Annotated in this window: 13 protein-coding genes and 1 tRNA gene; 4 read left to right on the forward strand and 10 right to left on the reverse strand. The window is 67.1% G+C overall.

Features of this window, described 5'->3' with window-relative positions:
- Nucleotides 1-13 precede the first annotated feature (13 nt).
- From EV672_RS17205 to EV672_RS17245, 9 genes are all read right to left on the reverse strand, one after another.
- Nucleotides 14-1,648 (reverse strand): tetratricopeptide repeat protein, encoded by a 1,635-nt coding sequence (locus EV672_RS17205; protein WP_133611205.1) that lies wholly within the window; start codon nucleotides 1,646-1,648, stop codon nucleotides 14-16.
- Nucleotides 1,649-1,700: 52 nt separating this feature from the next.
- Nucleotides 1,701-2,330 (reverse strand): sensor histidine kinase, encoded by a 630-nt coding sequence (locus EV672_RS17210; RefSeq protein WP_133611206.1) that lies wholly within the window; start codon nucleotides 2,328-2,330, stop codon nucleotides 1,701-1,703.
- Nucleotides 2,331-2,335: 5 nt separating this feature from the next.
- A complete protein-coding gene (locus EV672_RS17215; protein ID WP_166643624.1) occupies nucleotides 2,336-3,976 on the reverse strand; it encodes a tetratricopeptide repeat protein in 1,641 nt (546 codons plus the stop codon).
- 216 nt (nucleotides 3,977-4,192) lie between these two features.
- Nucleotides 4,193-5,335, reverse strand: coding sequence for a molecular chaperone DnaJ (dnaJ, locus tag EV672_RS17220; protein ID WP_133611208.1), 1,143 nt, complete (start codon nucleotides 5,333-5,335; stop codon nucleotides 4,193-4,195).
- Between the two features lie 92 nt (nucleotides 5,336-5,427).
- Nucleotides 5,428-7,380, reverse strand: a complete 1,953-nt coding sequence (dnaK, locus tag EV672_RS17225; RefSeq protein ID WP_133611209.1) for a molecular chaperone DnaK — start codon at nucleotides 7,378-7,380, stop codon at nucleotides 5,428-5,430.
- Between the two features lie 201 nt (nucleotides 7,381-7,581).
- A complete protein-coding gene (grpE, locus tag EV672_RS17230) occupies nucleotides 7,582-8,160 on the reverse strand; it encodes a nucleotide exchange factor GrpE (protein ID WP_279536286.1) in 579 nt (192 codons plus the stop codon).
- 108 nt (nucleotides 8,161-8,268) lie between these two features.
- Nucleotides 8,269-8,715: an RNA-binding S4 domain-containing protein gene (locus EV672_RS17235; protein ID WP_208110803.1), complete on the reverse strand. Its 447-nt coding sequence runs from the start codon at nucleotides 8,713-8,715 to the stop codon at nucleotides 8,269-8,271.
- A gap of 29 nt (nucleotides 8,716-8,744) precedes the next feature.
- Nucleotides 8,745-10,850, reverse strand: a complete 2,106-nt coding sequence (gene mnmC1, locus EV672_RS17240; RefSeq protein ID WP_166643625.1) for an FAD-dependent 5-carboxymethylaminomethyl-2-thiouridine(34) oxidoreductase MnmC1 — start codon at nucleotides 10,848-10,850, stop codon at nucleotides 8,745-8,747.
- A gap of 51 nt (nucleotides 10,851-10,901) precedes the next feature.
- Nucleotides 10,902-11,684: a 3-hydroxybutyrate dehydrogenase gene (locus EV672_RS17245; RefSeq protein WP_133611211.1), complete on the reverse strand. Its 783-nt coding sequence runs from the start codon at nucleotides 11,682-11,684 to the stop codon at nucleotides 10,902-10,904.
- Nucleotides 11,685-11,859: 175 nt separating this feature from the next.
- On the opposite strand from EV672_RS17245, the gene EV672_RS17250 reads away from it, so the two are divergent.
- The 3 genes from EV672_RS17250 to EV672_RS17260 all read left to right on the forward strand — a co-directional run bounded on the left by EV672_RS17250 (nucleotide 11,860) and on the right by EV672_RS17260 (nucleotide 15,111).
- The gene (locus EV672_RS17250; RefSeq protein ID WP_133611231.1) at nucleotides 11,860-12,711 is read left to right on the forward strand and encodes an alpha/beta fold hydrolase; all 852 of its coding nucleotides are present in this window, start codon (nucleotides 11,860-11,862) and stop codon (nucleotides 12,709-12,711) included.
- On the forward strand, nucleotides 12,708-15,014 hold the full coding sequence (locus tag EV672_RS17255; protein WP_133611212.1) for a RelA/SpoT family protein: 2,307 nt from the start codon (nucleotides 12,708-12,710) through the stop codon (nucleotides 15,012-15,014). Before EV672_RS17250 ends, EV672_RS17255 begins: the two co-directional genes overlap by 4 nt.
- 20 nt (nucleotides 15,015-15,034) lie before the next feature.
- Nucleotides 15,035-15,111: transfer RNA gene (locus tag EV672_RS17260), tRNA-Val, on the forward strand.
- Between the two features lie 35 nt (nucleotides 15,112-15,146).
- Here EV672_RS17260 and EV672_RS17265 read toward each other — a convergent pair.
- Nucleotides 15,147-15,749: a DUF7227 family protein gene (locus tag EV672_RS17265; protein WP_133611213.1), complete on the reverse strand. Its 603-nt coding sequence runs from the start codon at nucleotides 15,747-15,749 to the stop codon at nucleotides 15,147-15,149.
- 116 nt (nucleotides 15,750-15,865) lie between these two features.
- Here EV672_RS17265 and EV672_RS17270 point away from each other — a divergent pair, with 116 nt between their 5' ends.
- Nucleotides 15,866-16,096, forward strand: a complete 231-nt coding sequence (locus EV672_RS17270; protein ID WP_133611214.1) for a hypothetical protein — start codon at nucleotides 15,866-15,868, stop codon at nucleotides 16,094-16,096.
- Nucleotides 16,097-16,118 lie beyond the last annotated feature (22 nt).

Consider the following 16,118-nt stretch of genomic DNA (forward strand, 5'->3'; position numbering starts at 1 on the left):
CGAGGGCGGGGTTTCAGCCGTCCGTCTCGCTGGCGGGGCGGCGGCCGTAGCGTGTGAGCAGGTCCTGCAGGCGCGCGGCCATCTCGGTGTGGGACTCCAGCTGCGTCAGGTAGCGCTGCCAGATCATGTCGGCCAGCTCGACCGTGCGGGCGTTGCCGGTGTCGGCGCCGCGTTGCAGCAGCGTTTCCACGGCCTTGGCCGGTGCGCCGTTCTTGGCCTGGGCCAGGCAGCTTTCGGCCAGGGCGCTGAGCTGGCGGTAGCTTTCGCGCAGCATGTCGCCATAGGGCTCGTGGCTGGTCACCATCATGCACAGCATGCCGGTGAGCGGCTTGTTGGTGCAGAAGCGGCTGGCCAGGCGCTGCATCCAGGCATCGGCATCGGGCAGGTCGAGGCTGCGCTCGCGCAGGCGCGTGAGCACGGTCATCATGTTGCCGGCGGTTTCGTAGTCGTAGTCCGGCTGCCCGAATTCGCGGGCCATGGTTTTCAGCCGACGCGAGGCTTCGGTGCCCTGGTTCTGCTGGACCAGGGCCAGCACCTGCACCAGCTCGTACATCCGGCGCAGCCGCGCACTGCGGGACTTGCGTTCGTGGGCGCGCAGCAGCTGGTTGACGCATTTGTGCAGCGCGGCGCCGTCGTCCTTGGCGAAGTGGGTCAGGGCCAGCATGACCACGCTCTGGAAATCGAAGGAGCGCGAACCCAGGCCCATGGCGATGGCGCGCTCCAGCACTTCGGCGGCCTCGTCGGTGTGGCCCAGGTGGAAGGCCAGCAAGCCCATCTTCTGCAGCCGGCCCACGGCATTGGGCGTGAGGCTGACGGCCTTCTGGTAGGTCTGGTAGGCGCGTTCGAAGTCGCCCACTTGCAGGTGAGCGCGGCCCATCACGTCGTAGGCGTCGGCGTAGCCCGGGCTGTCGAGGATGAGGGCGTCGAGCACGCGCAGTGCCGGTGGGATCTGGCCGGCCTCCACGTGGGCGCGCGCAATGCCCAGCCGCGCCCAGGGCATGGCCTTGGTGGCGTCGATGATTTCGAAGAGCGCGCGGGCCTCGTCGTGCCGGTTCAGGCGCAGCAGCAGCTCGCTGCCGATGCGGGCGGCGTAGATCCAGTACTCCGATTTGGCCTCCACGCGGGCCAGGCAGAGCTTGGTGGCCTCTTCGTATTGCTCGGTCTCGAGCGCCTTGAAGATGTCGGCCATGGCCTGTTTGCGCAGGCGCGCCACCTGGATGCGCCCGGCCAGTTCGTTGTGCGTGTGGGGCTTGAGCAGGTAGCAGTCCAGCGCGGCTTCGGCGGCTTCGGCGACCTTGGCGTACGAGGCTTCAGAGGTCACCATCACGAAGATGGTGGAGAAGGGCAGGTGGTTGCCGGCGCGCAGCTCATCGAGCAGGTCGGTGCCGGTCTGGCGGGTGTCGCCGAAGTGGTAGTCGCACAGGACGATGTCGTAGCGGGTGCGTTCCAGCTCGCCACGGGCGTCGTTGTAGCGGCCGACTTGCTTGATGCGGTCGCCGGGCACGCCGAGGTCGGACATCATCGTGCGCAGGATGCTGCGCGAGGTGAGGTTGCTGTCGATGACGAGCGCGCGGGCGCTGCGCATGTCGTGCATGGCATCGCCCAGCCCGGGTTTGGCTGTGCTGCTGGACGAGAAGACCTCATGCATGGGCGCTCCTCTGGGTACTGCGGGTGCGTTTCATGGCGATTCCATGGCGATCTCAGGGCAGCGCCATGGTGAAGGTGGTGCCCTGGCCTGGGCTGCTGCCGAGCTGGATGCGCCCGTGGCGGCCGCTGTGCGCGTGCGCGTTCACCACGGCTTCTGCCAGGGCCGTGCCCAGACCGGTGGCGTTGGCCTGGCCGGGGTCGTCGGCATCGAGGCCAGGGCCATCGTCGTGCACGCGCCATACCAGGAAGCCGTTGGCCTGCGTCACGTTGATCTCCACCCGCGTGCGGGCAAAGCGCACGGCGTTGTGGATGGCCGCGTCGAGCGCCAGTTGCACCAAACGGTGGTCAAAGTACCAGAACGCGGGGGCGGTGTCCACGCAGGCGGTCTGTGTGACGACCTGGATGGGGCTGCCCTCCATCTGCAGCTTGACCGACCAGACGCGTTGCAAGGCCTGCAGCAGGTCCAGCGGGGATTCGTCCTCGCACAGGGCGCACAGGCCGTCGGTGCGGGCGCCGTACAGCGTCAGGAACTGGATGAACTGCCGGCGCAGTTCGGCGCAGTGCAGGTGGGCGCGTTGCGCCATCACGGGGGTGGGGTGGTCGATCAGTTCCGCGAGTTCGCCTTCCAGGCCACCCAGTGCGTTCTTGAGGTCGTGCGCGATGAGCGCGAGGGCGTCGCTCATGGGGCTCAGCTTTGTGGGCTGGACGCGTCCAGCGTGCCCAGCGTTTCGCGGAAGTAGCGGCGCATCATGGTGACGCGGTCGTGGCCGGGCAGCAGCTTGTCAAGGCGGTCGAGGTGGTCGCGGATGGTGCCGATGCGGGGCTCGTCCAGCCTCTTCTTCAGGCGCAGGGCCATGCACTGGATCTGCGCGGCCTGCAGCAGCACGCCGGTGTTTTCGGGGTACTCGTGCGCGGCGTTTTCGATGATGCTCACGGCGTCGTCGATGCGGCTGTCGCGCAGCAGCTTGCGGGCGTCGGTGACCATGTTCTGCATGCTGGCCGTGGCCGACTCGATGACGGCCGAGACCTTGTCCTCGTGGCCGGTGTCTTGCAGCGCCTTGGCGATCATCTGCTTGACCCGCAGGTTTTCGTGGTCGGCGCTGATGGCACTGCCCAGCAAGGCCAGACCGGCTTCTTCGTTGCCGGCCATCAGCTCGGCCTTGGCCAGGGCCACGGTGGCGAAGTCGGCCTTGCCTTTGCCCAGGCTGGCGCGGGCCTTTTCCAAGGTGGCTTCGGCCTGCTCGGGCTGCCCGTTGGCCATCTCCACCTGGGCCTGCAGCGACAGGGACGTGGCGCCGAAGCCCGGGTGGTCTTTGTAGTGGTTCTTCGCGTCCTGCAGCACGCGCAGGGCCTCGCTGGGTTCGCCGATGTCCACCAGGGTCTGGGCCAGCAGCAGGTCGTCCTGGGCCTGGGCCACGATGGTGCCCCGGCTGGCTTTGGCGGCCTTGCCCAGGGCCTGCTTGGCCATGTCGAGGTCGCCATTGCGGTAGGCCGATTCGCCCACCATGCGGTGCCGGCGGGTGGAGGGTACGACCATGGACGCATCGCGCAGCGTCCACAAGGCGCCCAACGGGTCGCCGCTGGCTTCCTGCGATTCGGCGACGACGTCGTAGGCCGCGACCATTTTTTCGCCTTCGGGCGATTCGATGATGTCTTGCGCCAGGCGGTGCGCTTCGTTGAAACGGCCTGCGGCCTTGTGGGCGCGGGCCACGCCGAGGCGGGCCCACAGCAGGTCGGGACGCACCTCCAGGGCCTGTTCGTACACGGCCTTGGCGTCTTCATGGCGTCCGAGTTTGAGCAGCGTCTGCCCCTTGAGCTGCAAGGCTGACATGAACCAGCGGTTGCGTTGCGCGATCAGTTCGTCAGCGGCCTGCAGCGCCCCGTTCAGATCGCTCTTGGCCAGGCGGGAGCTCACGGGCAGCAGGGCCTGGCGCTTTTCCAGCATGGCCTTGAGGCGGTCTTCGATGTCGCTGGCCGTGACGGGCTTGAGCAGGTAGGCGTCGGGGTGGTGCTCGGTGGTGGCCGCGACCGAGGCGTAGCTGCTCTCGGCCGTGATCATGAAAAACAGGCAATCGGCCGGCAGCAGGCCCTGCTCGCGCACGTGCTCGAACAGCTGCTGCCCGTCGGTGCGGTGGTTGAGGTTGAAGTCGCACATGATCAGGCCATACCTGTTGGCACGGATCAGGCGGTAGGCGTCGTTCGCGTTCGATGCCACGTCCACACGGGTGATGCCCAGCAGCGCCAACTGGCCCCGCAGCGTCGTTTGCTGCACGGCCATGTCTTCGATGATCAATGCTTGTATGTGAGACAGCGAACCTTGATACGCCATGCGCGTCACCCTCTGGGACAAAGCCCTGGCTCTGCGGCGTGCAGGGTGCATCGCGGTGGAGCCAGGCTGTGTGCCGTTTTCGGCATGTGGAGGTGTGAACTTGAGCACACCAGCCTGACCGTGAGGTGCTGCATGGCTTCAAGGGCTCGGCCCTCGCAGACGTGAAGACGGCGCCACTGGGGCGCCGTCGTCTGGTTCAGCGCTTGAACCTGGGCATCACTTGAAGATGTTCTTCACCCGGTCGGTCCAACTTTTGGAGTTGGGCGAGTGCTTCTCCCCACCCTTCTTGAAGGATACGTCCAGCTCCTTGAGCAGCTTGCGCTGATGCTCGGTGAGCTTGACCGGGGTTTCCACCACGATGTGGCAGTACAAATCACCCGGGTAGCTGGAGCGGATGCCCTTGATGCCCTTGCCGCGCAGGCGGAAGGTTTTGCCGTGCTGGGTGCCTTCAGGGATGTCGATCTCGGCCTTGCCGCCCAGCGTCGGCACCTCGATGCTGCCGCCCAGGGCCGCCGTGGTCAGCGGCACCGGCACGGAGCAGTGCAGGTCGTCGCTGTCGCGCTCGAAGATGTCATGCTGCTTGATGCGGATCTCGATGTAGAGGTCGCCCGCGGGGCCGCCATTGGTGCCCGGCTCGCCGTTGCCGGCCGAGCGGATGCGCATGCCTTCGTTGATGCCGGCCGGGATCTTGACTTCCAGCGTCTTGGTCTTCTTGACCTTGCCCTGGCCATGGCAGGCGGTGCAGGGCTCGGGGATGACCTTGCCGGTGCCCTGGCAGTGCGGGCAGGACTGCTGCACGCTGAAGAAGCCCTGGCGCATGTGCACCGTGCCCGAGCCGTTGCAGGTCGGGCAGGTTTTCGCACTGGTGCCGGGCTTGGCGCCGGAGCCGTGGCAGACGCCGCATTCGTCCCAGGCGGGGATGCGGATCTGCGTGTCCTTGCCGGCCGCGGCCTCCTCCAGGCTGATTTCCATGGCGTACGACAGGTCGCTGCCACGGTACACCTGCGGGCCACCGCTGCGCCGTCCACCGCCGCCCTGTTGGCCGAAGATGTCGCCGAAGATGTCGCCAAAGGCATCGGCGAAACCACCGAAGCCCTCGGCGCCACCGCGTCCGCCGCCCATGTTGGGATCGACGCCAGCGTGGCCGTACTGGTCGTAAGCGGCCTTCTTCTTGGGGTCGGAGAGCATCTCGTAGGCCTCTTTGACCTCCTTGAACTGCTCCTCGGCCTCCTTGGCCTTCTCACCCTGGTTGCGGTCAGGGTGGTGCTTCATGGCCAGCTTGCGGTAGGCCTTCTTGATCTCGTCGTCGGACGCGCTCTTGGCGACACCGAGGACTTCGTAAAAATCGCGTTTTGCCATGGTGTTGGTGTCCAGACCCGACAAAGGCACAGGGCGTGAGCGAGGTGCTCACACGGCCTGTGCCCTGTCAGAGTGGGGGCGAGCCCCGGTGGTCAGTCCTTCTTGACTTCCTTGAACTCGGCGTCCACGACGTTGTCGTCGGCGGGCTTGGCCTGCTCGCTGCCCGGGGCGCCTTGTGCGCCAGCCGCAGCGCCATCGGCACCAGCGGCGCCTTGGGCAGCCTGCATGTCGGCGTACATCTTCTCGCCCAGCTTCTGGCTGGCGGTCATCAGGGCGTTGGTCTTGGCCTCGATGTCGTCCTTGTCCTCGCCCTTGAGCGATTCTTCGACGTCCTTGATCGCGGCTTCGATCTTCTCCTTCTCACCGGCGTCCAGCTTGTCGCCGTACTCCGTCAGGGACTTGCGCACGCTGTGCACCAGGCCATCGCCCTGGTTCTTGGCCTGCACCAGTTCCAGCTTCTTCTTGTCTTCGGCGGCGTTGAGCTCGGCGTCCTTCACCATGTTCTGGATCTCGTCCTCGGTGAGGCCGGAGTTTGCCTTGATGGTGATCTTGTTTTCCTTGCCCGTGGCCTTGTCCTTGGCGCCCACGTGCAGGATGCCGTTGGCGTCGATGTCGAAGGACACCTCGATCTGCGGCGTGCCACGCGGTGCGGGCGGGATGCCTTCGAGGTTGAACTCGCCCAGCATCTTGTTGCCCGAAGCCATCTCGCGCTCGCCCTGGAAGACCTTGATGGTCACGGCCGGCTGGCTGTCGTCGGCGGTGGAGAAGGTCTGTGCGAACTTGGTCGGGATGGTCGTGTTCTTGCCGATCATCTTGGTCATGACGCCGCCCAGGGTTTCGATGCCCAGGGACAGCGGGGTCACGTCCAGCAGCAGCACGTCGGTGCGGTCGCCGGCCAGGACCTGGCCTTGCACGGCGGCGCCCACGGCGACGGCCTCGTCAGGGTTCACGTCCTTGCGGGGCTCCTTGCCGAAGAACTCCTTGACCTTCTCCTGCACCTTGGGCATGCGGGTCATGCCGCCGACCAGGATCACGTCCTGGATGTCGCCCACGGCCACGCCAGCGTCCTTGATGGCCATGCGGCAAGGCGCGATGGTGCGCTCGATCAGCTCTTCGACCAGGCTTTCCAGCTTGGCTCGGGTCAGCTTGACGTTCAGGTGCTTGGGGCCGGTGGCGTCGGCCGTGATGTAGGGCAGGTTGACGTCGGTTTGCGAGTTGCTGGAGAGCTCGATCTTGGCCTTCTCGGCGGCTTCCTTCAGGCGCTGCAGGGCCAGCACGTCCTTGGACAGGTCAACGCCTTGTTCCTTCTTGAACTCGGCGATGATGAAGTCGATGATGCGCTGGTCGAAGTCTTCGCCGCCCAGGAAGGTGTCGCCGTTGGTGGACAGCACTTCGAACTGCTTTTCGCCATCGACGTCGGCGATCTCGATGATGGAGACGTCGAAGGTGCCGCCGCCCAAGTCATAGACGGCGATCTTGCGGTCACCGGCGCCATGCTTGTCCAGGCCGAAGGCCAGGGCCGCGGCGGTGGGCTCGTTGATGATGCGCTTGACGTCCAGACCGGCGATGCGGCCGGCGTCCTTGGTGGCCTGGCGCTGGGCGTCGTTGAAGTAGGCGGGCACGGTGATGACGGCCTCGGTGACTTCCTCACCCAGGTAGTCTTCGGCGGTCTTCTTCATCTTGCGCAGCACTTCGGCCGACACTTGGGGCGGCGCGTACTTCTTGCCGCGCACTTCCACCCAGGCGTCGCCATTGTCGGCAGCGGCGATGGTGAAGGGCATCAGGTCGATGTCCTTTTGCACTTCCTTCTCGGTGAATTTGCGGCCGATCAGGCGCTTGACCGCGTACAGCGTGTTGCGCGGGTTGGTCACGGCCTGGCGCTTGGCCGAGGCGCCGACGAGGATCTCGCCGTCTTCCTGGTAGGCGATGATGGACGGCGTGGTGCGTGCACCTTCCGAGTTCTCAATCACCTTGGTGGTGTTGCCTTCCATGATGGCCACGCACGAGTTGGTGGTGCCCAGGTCGATGCCGATGATCTTGCCCATGAGGGTGCTCCTAAGGAATCTGTGAATCTGTGGTGTGCCCGGCCGCCTTCAGCGTCTGGCGCTGTCTGGCTTTGTCTGGCAGGTCGGCCGTGCGGTGCTTGATCTGGATGTGCGAGCGACTGCAGCGATTTCAAGAGGCGTTTGTGAAGGCCTTGTCAAAAAAAGGGCTTCCAGTGCGCCTCCGTGAGCCTCAGTGCGCGTTCACTTGGGTGCGGCGACCGTGACCAGGGCGGGGCGCAGCACACGGTCCGCGATCAGGTAGCCCTTTTGCAGCACGCCGACCACGGTGTTGGCTTCCTGCTCGGCCGGGACCATGCTGATGGCCTGGTGGATGTTGGGATCGAACTTGGTGCCGGCGGCCGGGTTCAGCTCGATGACCTTGTTGCGCTCCAGGGCCGCGGCCAGCTGTCGCAGCGTGGCGTTCACGCCTTCCATGACCGTTTCGACCGGGGTGTCGGGCTTGGCGGTGTGGGTGGCCAGGGCGGCTTCGAGGCTGTCGCGCACGGGCAGCAGGCTTTCGGCGAAGGATTCCACGGCGAATTTGCGGGCCTTGCTGATTTCTTCTTCGGCGCGGCGGCGGATGTTTTCGGCTTCGGCCTTGGCGCGCAGGTAGGCGTCGGACACTTCGGTGTGCTTGGCTTGCAGCTCTGCGAACTGTTGCTCCAGCGTCAGCGGGCTGGCTTCAGCGCCTGCGTCGGCGTGTTCGGGCGTGGGGGTGGTCTCGCTCATGGTGGCAGGTGTGTCGGACGGGTTGTCGTGGGGCGCGCCTTGCGCGGGCATGCCGCTGCAAGTGGGGATGGGGTGACGGAATGCAAGTCCCGCCGAAGGGCGAAAATGTAACCGAAGCGCAGGGGCGGGCCGGCGTCGGCCCGTGTCAGCGCAGGCTGCTCATTCGTCCAGGCTGGCGGACCAACGATCCCAGTCGGCCAGCAGGCGGCGGTCGCGCTTGGTTGGGCGCCCGTGCGCGATGGCATCAGCGGGTTCGGACGACATCCGCCGGCGCTCGGCCGCTTCAGCCCGCGCGGCGGTGCTTTCGGGCGTTTCGGTGTAAAGCCGCTGTGCCTGAGGCGCGGGGCCGCGCACGGTGCTCAGGGCCTGGACGACGACGGTGCGCACCACGACGGCCTGGCCGCTGCCCTGGCGCACGCACAGCACGTCACCGGCTTTGAGCTCGCGCGAGGCTTTGGCCACCTGGTCATTGACCTGCACGCGGCCCTTGTCGATGTCCTCGGCGGCCAGGCTGCGGGTTTTGTAGAAGCGCGCCGCCCACAGCCACTTGTCCAGGCGCAAGCGCTCGGTCAGTCCGGGCAGGGGGCGGTCGTCGTCGGCTGTCATCGGTTGTCATCGGGTGAGGGCTGCGGATGTCACTGTCGGTGCTGACGGGCCAGGAAGCGCGCCGGGTCCATCGCGTCCCGCAATTCTGCTTCGACCGGGCAGACTGAGCCAGTGACCCAGTGCGCCAGAAGTTCCCCGGCCAGCGCCGCCCAGGTGATGCCGCGCGAGCCCAGGCCGCTGAGCACGTAGAGGCCTCCCTGGGTGAGGCCGCCCTGGGTGGGGCCGTCCAGGCTGTGGCGTTCGCGCGGCAGCATGCGCACTTGCTCGCGCCGTGTGTGGCGGGCGTCGCTCAGGCGGTCGGCGTGCCAGGGCAGGGCGCCGATCAGGGGCAGGCGGTCGGGCGTGGTGGCGCGCCAGCCGACGCGGCCGTCGAGGGGCTGGGTGTCGATGGGCGGTGGTGAGACGCCTTGGCCCTCGCCTGCGCTGTTGCCGCGCTCACCGTCCTTCTCACCGCCGCGCCAGGCGCCTAGCCGTTCGGCTTGCCGCAGGTTGTGCAGGTGGTCGGCTGCGCGCACGCCGGGGTGGGTGTCGTGGTGCTGTGTGGTGGCGCCGCACAGCAGACGGCCGTCTGGCAAGGCGAGCGCATAGCCGCCACCTGCCACGGGCAGGCGTGGCAGGGTGATGCGCGTCGATGCGCTGGCGTCGGGCACAGGCGGCAGCACGGTGATTTGGCCCCGCACCGCGCTCATCGGCAGGGGTGCTGTGGCCTGGCCGGGCGGCAGGGTGTCCAGCAGGGCCTGGGCCTGCCAGGCATTGGCCAGGACGAGCGAAGGGGCCTCGGCCAGCACCTGACCTTGCGCATCCAGTGCCTGCCAGAGGCCTCTGGCCTCGTCGCGCTGGATGCCGGTCACCTGACATGACCATTGCGTTTGCAAGGCGGCGCCGGCACGGGCTTCGGCGTCTGCCAGCAGCCACTGGGCATAAGCACCCGGTTGCAGCCAGCCTGCTTGCAGGAAATGCCACCCTCCGCTGGGCAAGGGCAGGCCGGACAGCACCTGGGCCTCGGCCTGGTTCAGCCAGCGTGCTTGTTCTGACAGCCAGGGTTGGCGCGCGAGCAGCGCCTGTGCGCTGGCCTCGTCCATGCGGGCGTCCAGGCGCAGCAGGCCTTGGCCTTGCCCGGGCAAATCGCCGCGCGCCAGCGCTGCATGCACACGCGCCCAGGTGGCCAGCGCCGCGGCGCGGTGCGCCCGTGCGTGGATGCCATCTTCCCCATGGACGATGCTGTGGAACAAACCGCCGGGGTTGCCTGAAGCGCCCAGTGCCGGGCCTTCGGCGGCATCCAGCAAGGTCACGCGCCAGCCCTGCCGAGCCATCGACCAGGTCGCGCTGCAGCCCGCCAGACCCGCTCCGATGACCAGGGCGTGGCGGTGCGCAGGCGCTGCCGCAGGCCACAGCCCGCCTGGCGACGCAGGTGCCACGAACCTGGGGACGTACCTGGCGCAGGTGCTGGCGGCTGCGCTCAGTGCGCCATCTTGGCCCTCAACGGTGCCGCTGTTCGTGCCAGCCCCCGGCGGCTGAACCGTGAAATGGGCACTTGCCAAGGCACTGAGCACGTCCGCAGAGGCGGCCTGGACACACAGCGTGGCCCCCGGTGCCGCCAGCCGGTTCAGCCGCGAGACCCACCGCGCTGCTCGGGTCTGAGCGCCGAGCGCATCCCGGCACGCCGGCAAACAGAATGCGTCGACCGACGCCACCAGGCTGGGCAGCAAGTCGGCGGGTTCGCCCACGCCCAACATCAGATGCAGGTGTTGCCCTGGCGCCAAGCTGAGGTGCGGGCCCTCGCACGTTGCGGCAGGGGCATCGTCCAGACACAGGTGATGCCACCCAGGCGTCATGGGCGGCCAGAGTGCCGCCATGCGAGAGGCCAAACCAGAGGCCAAACCAGAGGCCGAACGGATCGCCCACGGGTGGCTGGCATCGCTCGAAGCCTGCGGGGCTTGAGGCTTGGGGTCGATGGCGATGACGGTGAGCCGGTCGCAGCGTTGCGGGTCGGCCCGCCAAGCGGCCCAGATGGCCATCACACCTTCGCCCTGCCCGAACCCGGTCACCAGGATGGCGAAGTGCTCGCGGCCTTGCCAGCGCGTGGGCAAGTCGTGGCCTGCCAGGAACACGTCGCTGGGGCTTGGCGCTGCCATCTCTCCCGTCACGCCCTCCGTCATCCCCGTCGCCACCGCATCAGGCTGCGCTCACTGCGCCAGCCAGCCGCCGTCCATGTTCCAGGCCGCGCCCCGCACCTGATCGGCACCGGGCGAGCACAAAAACACGGTCAGGTCGCCGAGTTGGGCTGGCGTGACGAACTGCAGCGAGGGCTGTTTCTCGCCCAGCAGCCCCTTTTGCGCCTCGGCCACGGACACGCCTTCGCGCTCGGCCTTGGCATCGATCTGCTTTTGCACCAGCGGCGTCAGCACCCAACCCGGGCACACCGCGTTGGCGGTGATGCCGGTGGTGGCCGTTTCCAGCGCGACCGACTTGGTCAGGCCCACCAGGCCGTGCTTGGCCGCGACGTAAGCCGACTTGCCAGCCGATGCGACCAGGCCGTGGGCCGAGGCGATGTTGACGATGCGGCCCCAGTTCTTGGCACGCATGCCCGGGATGGCCAGGCGCATGGTGTGGAAGGCCGAGCTCAGGTTGATGGCCAGGATGGTGTCCCACTTCTCGACGGGGAAGTCCTCGACGTTGGCCACGTGCTGGATGCCCGCGTTGTTGACCACGATGTCCACGCCGCCGAAGTTGGCCAGGGCGTAGGCGAACAAGGCCTCGATCTCTGCGGGCTTGCTCATGTCCGCGCCGTGGTAGCCCACCTTGATGCCATGGGCCTTGCCCGCCTCGGCCACAGAAGCCTTGGGCGCATCGACATCGCCAAAGCCGTTCAGAATGATGTTCGCGCCCTGGGCTGCGAGCTTTTCCGCAATGCCCAGGCCGATCCCGCTGGTGGATCCGGTCACGAGGGCAGTTTTTCCGTTCAACATCTGGACCTCCGGTTCGCTTGAAGAAACAACGTGAAGAAACACAATGGTGACTGGAACCATTATCTGACGATGCCTGAGGACGACGATGCAAAGTGCTGAAAACTTGACCCCGAGCCCATCGCTGCACCTCGTGAGCTGCCCGGGCGCCAGCCGCACCGATGCGCAGACCCACCGCATGGCCTACTGGCGTTGGGGCGATGCCGCCAACCCACGCGTGCTGATGTGCGTGCACGGCCTCAGTCGCCAGGGGCGCGACTTCGACACCCTGGCGCGCGAGCTCAGCCAGCATTACCAAGTCATCTGCCCCGACGTGGTCGGGCGTGGCCACTCCGACTGGCTGGCCGATGCCAAGGGCTACCAGATCTTCACCTACGCGTCCGACATGGTCGTGCTGGTGCAACACCTGCGCGCCTCGCTGGGCCTGGCGGCGGACCAAGTGCTGGACCTCGACTGGGTCGGCACCTCCATGGGCGGCCTGATCGGCCTGGGTTTCTCGTCGGTGCCGCCCCAAGTGTCGGGGGTGCGCCTGCGCCGCTTTGTGCTCAACGACGTGGGGCCGCGCCTGCGCGTCGAAGCCCTGCAGCGCATCGGCGACTACCTCGGCCGTCCGCTGCGTTTCGCCAGCGAGCAGGAGGCGGCCGATTACCTCTGGAGCATCTCCGCCGGCTTCGGCCCGCACACGCCCGAGCAGTGGCTGGCCTTGTCGCGGCCGCTGCTGCGTCCTGCGCCCGACGGCGACGGTCTGGTGCTGCACTACGACCCCGCCATCGCCGAGCCCTTCAAAGGCTTCAGCGCCGAAAGCGCGGCCAGTGGCGAGGCCGCTGTCTGGCAGGTTTATGACGCTTTGACGTGCGAGGTCCTGTTGTTGCGCGGCGCCGATTCCGACCTGCTCGATGCCGACACGGCCCGAGAGATGTCCCAGCGCGGCCCGCGAGCGCGCCTCGTGGAATTCGCGGGCGTGGGCCACGCGCCCACCCTGATGGCGCCCGACCAGGTGCGCGTGGTCAAGGAGTTCCTGCTGGCATGAAGACCGCCATCCTGGACGTCCAGGCCCCCGAAGCCCGCGGCGCTGCACACGCGGCCATCGTCGATCTGGCCGAAGTCAGCCAGATGGCCGACGAGGGCGATGCCGCTGCCGGCGCCCTGGCCAGCCAGCACAGCATGCTGCAGCGCGCGCGCGCCTTTGCCGAGCCCTTGCTCACGGCCCAGCGCTTCGACACCGGCGAAGACGCCCTGGCCCATGCCGACGGCGTCAGCGCCATCCTGCACGGCGTGGGGGCATCGCCCTCGCTGCGCGCCGCGGCCTACCTTGTCTATGCCAGCGACTACCTCGCGCAGCCCCAGGACGTGCTGAGCCGCGCTTTCGGGCCCGACGCGGCGGCCTTGGCCGCGCACACCGTCAAGCTGGTGCAGGTCCAGCGCAATGCCCGCGACACCCTGTCGAACGAAGCTGATGCGCCCCTGGACGCCGAACAAGTCGAGCGCATCCGCAAGATGCTGCTGGCCTTCTCGCGCGACCTGCGCGTGGTCCTCTTGCGCCTGGCCTCGCGCCTGCAGACCCTGCGCTTTTACGCCGAGACCAAGCTGCCATGCCCGCGCACGCTGGCACGGGAGTCCCTGCAGATCTTCGCGCCGCTGGCCAACCGCCTGGGCATCTGGCAGATCAAGTGGGAGCTGGAGGACCTGTCCTTCCGCTTCCTGATGCCAGACACCTACCGCAGCATCGCCCAATCGCTCGACGAAAAGCGCCTGGAGCGCGAGCGCCACATCGAGCAAGTGCGCCAGCAACTGGCCGACGCCTTGCGTGACGCCGGCATCGCCGCGCAGGTGCAAGGCCGCCCCAAGCACCTCTACAGCATCTGGAAGAAGATGCAGGGCAAGGCCTTGTCCATCGACAAGGTGTTCGACCTGCGCGCGCTGCGCATCATCGTGGCCGACGTCAACGCTTGCTACGCCGCGCTGAGCTGCGTGCACGAGCTGTGGCAGCCGCTGCCCGACGAATTCTCCGACTACATCGCACGCCCCAAGCCCAACGGCTACCAGTCCTTGCACACGGTGGTGGTGGACGCGCAAGGCCGCTCCATCGAGATCCAGATCCGCACCCAGGCCATGCACGAACACGCCGAAAGCGGCGTGGCGGCCCACTGGGCTTACAAAGAAGCCGGCACCAAGGGCTATGCCGGCGTGCAGGCCGCGGGCGACTTCGAAAGCCGCGTGGCCGAAGCGCGCAAAACCGTGCTGCGCCAGCTGCTGGCCTGGGAGCGCGACCTGGCCGATGGCGCGCAAGGGGAGGGCAGCGCAGGCAACCGCGGCTTGTTCGACGACCGCATCTACGTCTTCACCCCGGGCGGCGACATCATCGACCTGCCCACCGGCGCCACCGCCGTGGACCTGGCCTACACCCTGCACACCAACCTCGGACACCGCTGCCGGGGTGCCCGGGTGGATGGCGCCATGGTGCCGCTGCAGACCGCGCTGCAAAGCGGTCAGACGGTGGAAATCGTCTCGGCCAAAGAGGGGGGGCCGTCCATGGACTGGCTCAACGCCGAGCTGGGTTATTTGCAGAGCCCGCGCTCGCGCGCCAAGGTGCGCGCCTGGTTCAATGCCCTGGCGCAGCAAGCCACCATCGCCCGCGGCCGCGAAGCCGTGGAAAAGCTGCTTCAGCGCGAGGGCAAAACCGCCATCAAGCTCGATGACCTGGCCGCGCAACTGGGTTTCCGCAGCGCCGACAACCTCTTCGACGTGGTCGGCAAGGACGAGTTCTCGCTGCGCACCATCGAGCAGGTGCTGCGGCCGGCGGAGCCCGCACCCGATCCCGATGAGGTCATCGTCCAGAAGATGCTGCGGGGCGAGCCCGGCGACCGGGCCGGCGAAGGCAAAGGCAAAGGCATCCTCGTGGTGGGCATGGACTCGCTGCTCACACAGCTGGCGCGTTGCTGCAAGCCCGCGCCGCCCGATGCCATCGGCGGCTACGTGACGCGCGGCAAGGGCGTGGCCGTGCACCGTGCCGACTGCAGCAACTTCCGCCACATGGCGACTGCGCACCGCGAGCGCGTCATCCCCGTCACCTGGGGGCGACAGGCCACGGCCGAATCGACGCATTACGCGGTGGACGTCTGCATCGATGCCCACGACCGCCCAGGCTTGCTGCGCGATGTCTTCGACGTGCTGGCCCAGGGCAAGACGGCGGTGCTGTCCATGCACAACCAGACCACGCGCGACCAGCTGCACATCGTCCTGACCCTGCAGACGTCCGACACCGGCAAGCTTGGCGGGCTGTTGTCGCGGGTGTCGCAAATCAGCGGCATCTTGCGCGTTCGTCGAAAATAGTGCTATAGTCTTGGTCTTGCAGGCGCTTAGCTCAGTTGGTTAGAGCACCACCTTGACATGGTGGGGGTCGTTGGTTCGAATCCAATAGCGCCTACCAGGATTCCCTTGTAGAACAACGGCTTAGCAGCGATGCTAGGCCGTTTTTCTTTTGGCTGTTTCGACCGATCCGTCATCGAACGGCGTCGTTCGACGACTCTTTGTCAGACTCTTTGTCAGACCTGTCAGGCTGATCACATGAGCTTTGGCAGCGCCCGAGCCATGCGCCGGGAACCCCATGATGGCCTTGCGGTCTTTGTTCTGGCAGATCCCGCAGCGGGCACAGGTCACGTCGTCGCGCACGGTGGCCGGGCACACGCTGACGTGGTTGCCGGCGGGCGTGGTGAAGTGCTTGGTCGTGCCCTTGGGCAGCACCAGGACGACGGGCGCGATGCCCAGGGCGACGAGCTTGTCGGCCTCGACGACGTTGTCGGCTGAGCGGTTCAGTGTGAACCCGCCGGCGTTGGCCGCAGCGATGGCTCGGGCATTGGCCTTGAGGGCCGGGTCATAGTGCGTGAAGCCAAAGCCCCGGCGCCAACGGTTCGCGTCTGCGATGAGCTGCAGAGCCTGGGCGTCGATACGCTTGCCGTCACCCGGCAGATCGCCGGCCTGGCCCCAGCGCCAGAGTTGGTGGCGGGGCAGGGCGCGGATGTGGTCGCACAGTTCCTCAAGCGACCCGTGGGATGATTTCACATTCACGCCCGATGATCTGGATGAGGCGGGCTACTCCGATCTGAACCCTGAACTGCAGGCCGAAGTTGAACGCCTGATTTCCGAAGCGGATCAGGCTGGTCTGGGCACCGAAACCATCCGTGATGACATTGCCCGTCAAGTGGGTGAGGAAGCAAGCCAAAATGACTACAACGCCGCCGTCAAGCAAGCAATCCAAAGGCTTATCACCCGAGTTGGTGAATCGCCTGAACAACCTGAGCCCAGCCGACCGCAGCAAGGTGGTGGAGACGGCATCGAAGCTGCTGGCGATCCGAGCGAAGCGGGAGGCCGAGGCGACGGACGGCAAGATCGACCTGACGCAACCCAAGGGCTGAGCTACGAGCTGCGCCCGGACGG

This window comes from Aquabacterium commune (genome assembly GCF_004362855.1).
In the GTDB taxonomy this organism is placed as follows: domain Bacteria; phylum Pseudomonadota; class Gammaproteobacteria; order Burkholderiales; family Burkholderiaceae_C; genus Aquabacterium; species Aquabacterium commune.

Coding starts and splice junctions, on each gene's coding strand:
- EV672_RS17255 (WP_133611212.1), top strand. CDS start 12,708: ATGAAGACCGCCATCCTGGACGTCCAGGCCCCCGAAGCCCGCGGCGCT.
- grpE (WP_279536286.1), bottom strand. CDS start 8,160: ATGCCCGCGCAAGGCGCGCCCCACGACAACCCGTCCGACACACCTGCC.
- dnaK (WP_133611209.1), bottom strand. CDS start 7,380: ATGGGCAAGATCATCGGCATCGACCTGGGCACCACCAACTCGTGCGTG.
- dnaJ (WP_133611208.1), bottom strand. CDS start 5,335: ATGGCAAAACGCGATTTTTACGAAGTCCTCGGTGTCGCCAAGAGCGCG.
- EV672_RS17250 (WP_133611231.1), top strand. CDS start 11,860: ATGGCCTACTGGCGTTGGGGCGATGCCGCCAACCCACGCGTGCTGATG.
- EV672_RS17245 (WP_133611211.1), bottom strand. CDS start 11,684: ATGTTGAACGGAAAAACTGCCCTCGTGACCGGATCCACCAGCGGGATC.
- EV672_RS17270 (WP_133611214.1), top strand. CDS start 15,866: ATGACATTGCCCGTCAAGTGGGTGAGGAAGCAAGCCAAAATGACTACA.
- mnmC1 (WP_166643625.1), bottom strand. CDS start 10,850: ATGGCAGCGCCAAGCCCCAGCGACGTGTTCCTGGCAGGCCACGACTTG.
- EV672_RS17235 (WP_208110803.1), bottom strand. CDS start 8,715: ATGACAGCCGACGACGACCGCCCCCTGCCCGGACTGACCGAGCGCTTG.
- EV672_RS17205 (WP_133611205.1), bottom strand. CDS start 1,648: ATGCATGAGGTCTTCTCGTCCAGCAGCACAGCCAAACCCGGGCTGGGC.
- EV672_RS17210 (WP_133611206.1), bottom strand. CDS start 2,330: ATGAGCGACGCCCTCGCGCTCATCGCGCACGACCTCAAGAACGCACTG.
- EV672_RS17215 (WP_166643624.1), bottom strand. CDS start 3,976: ATGGCGTATCAAGGTTCGCTGTCTCACATACAAGCATTGATCATCGAA.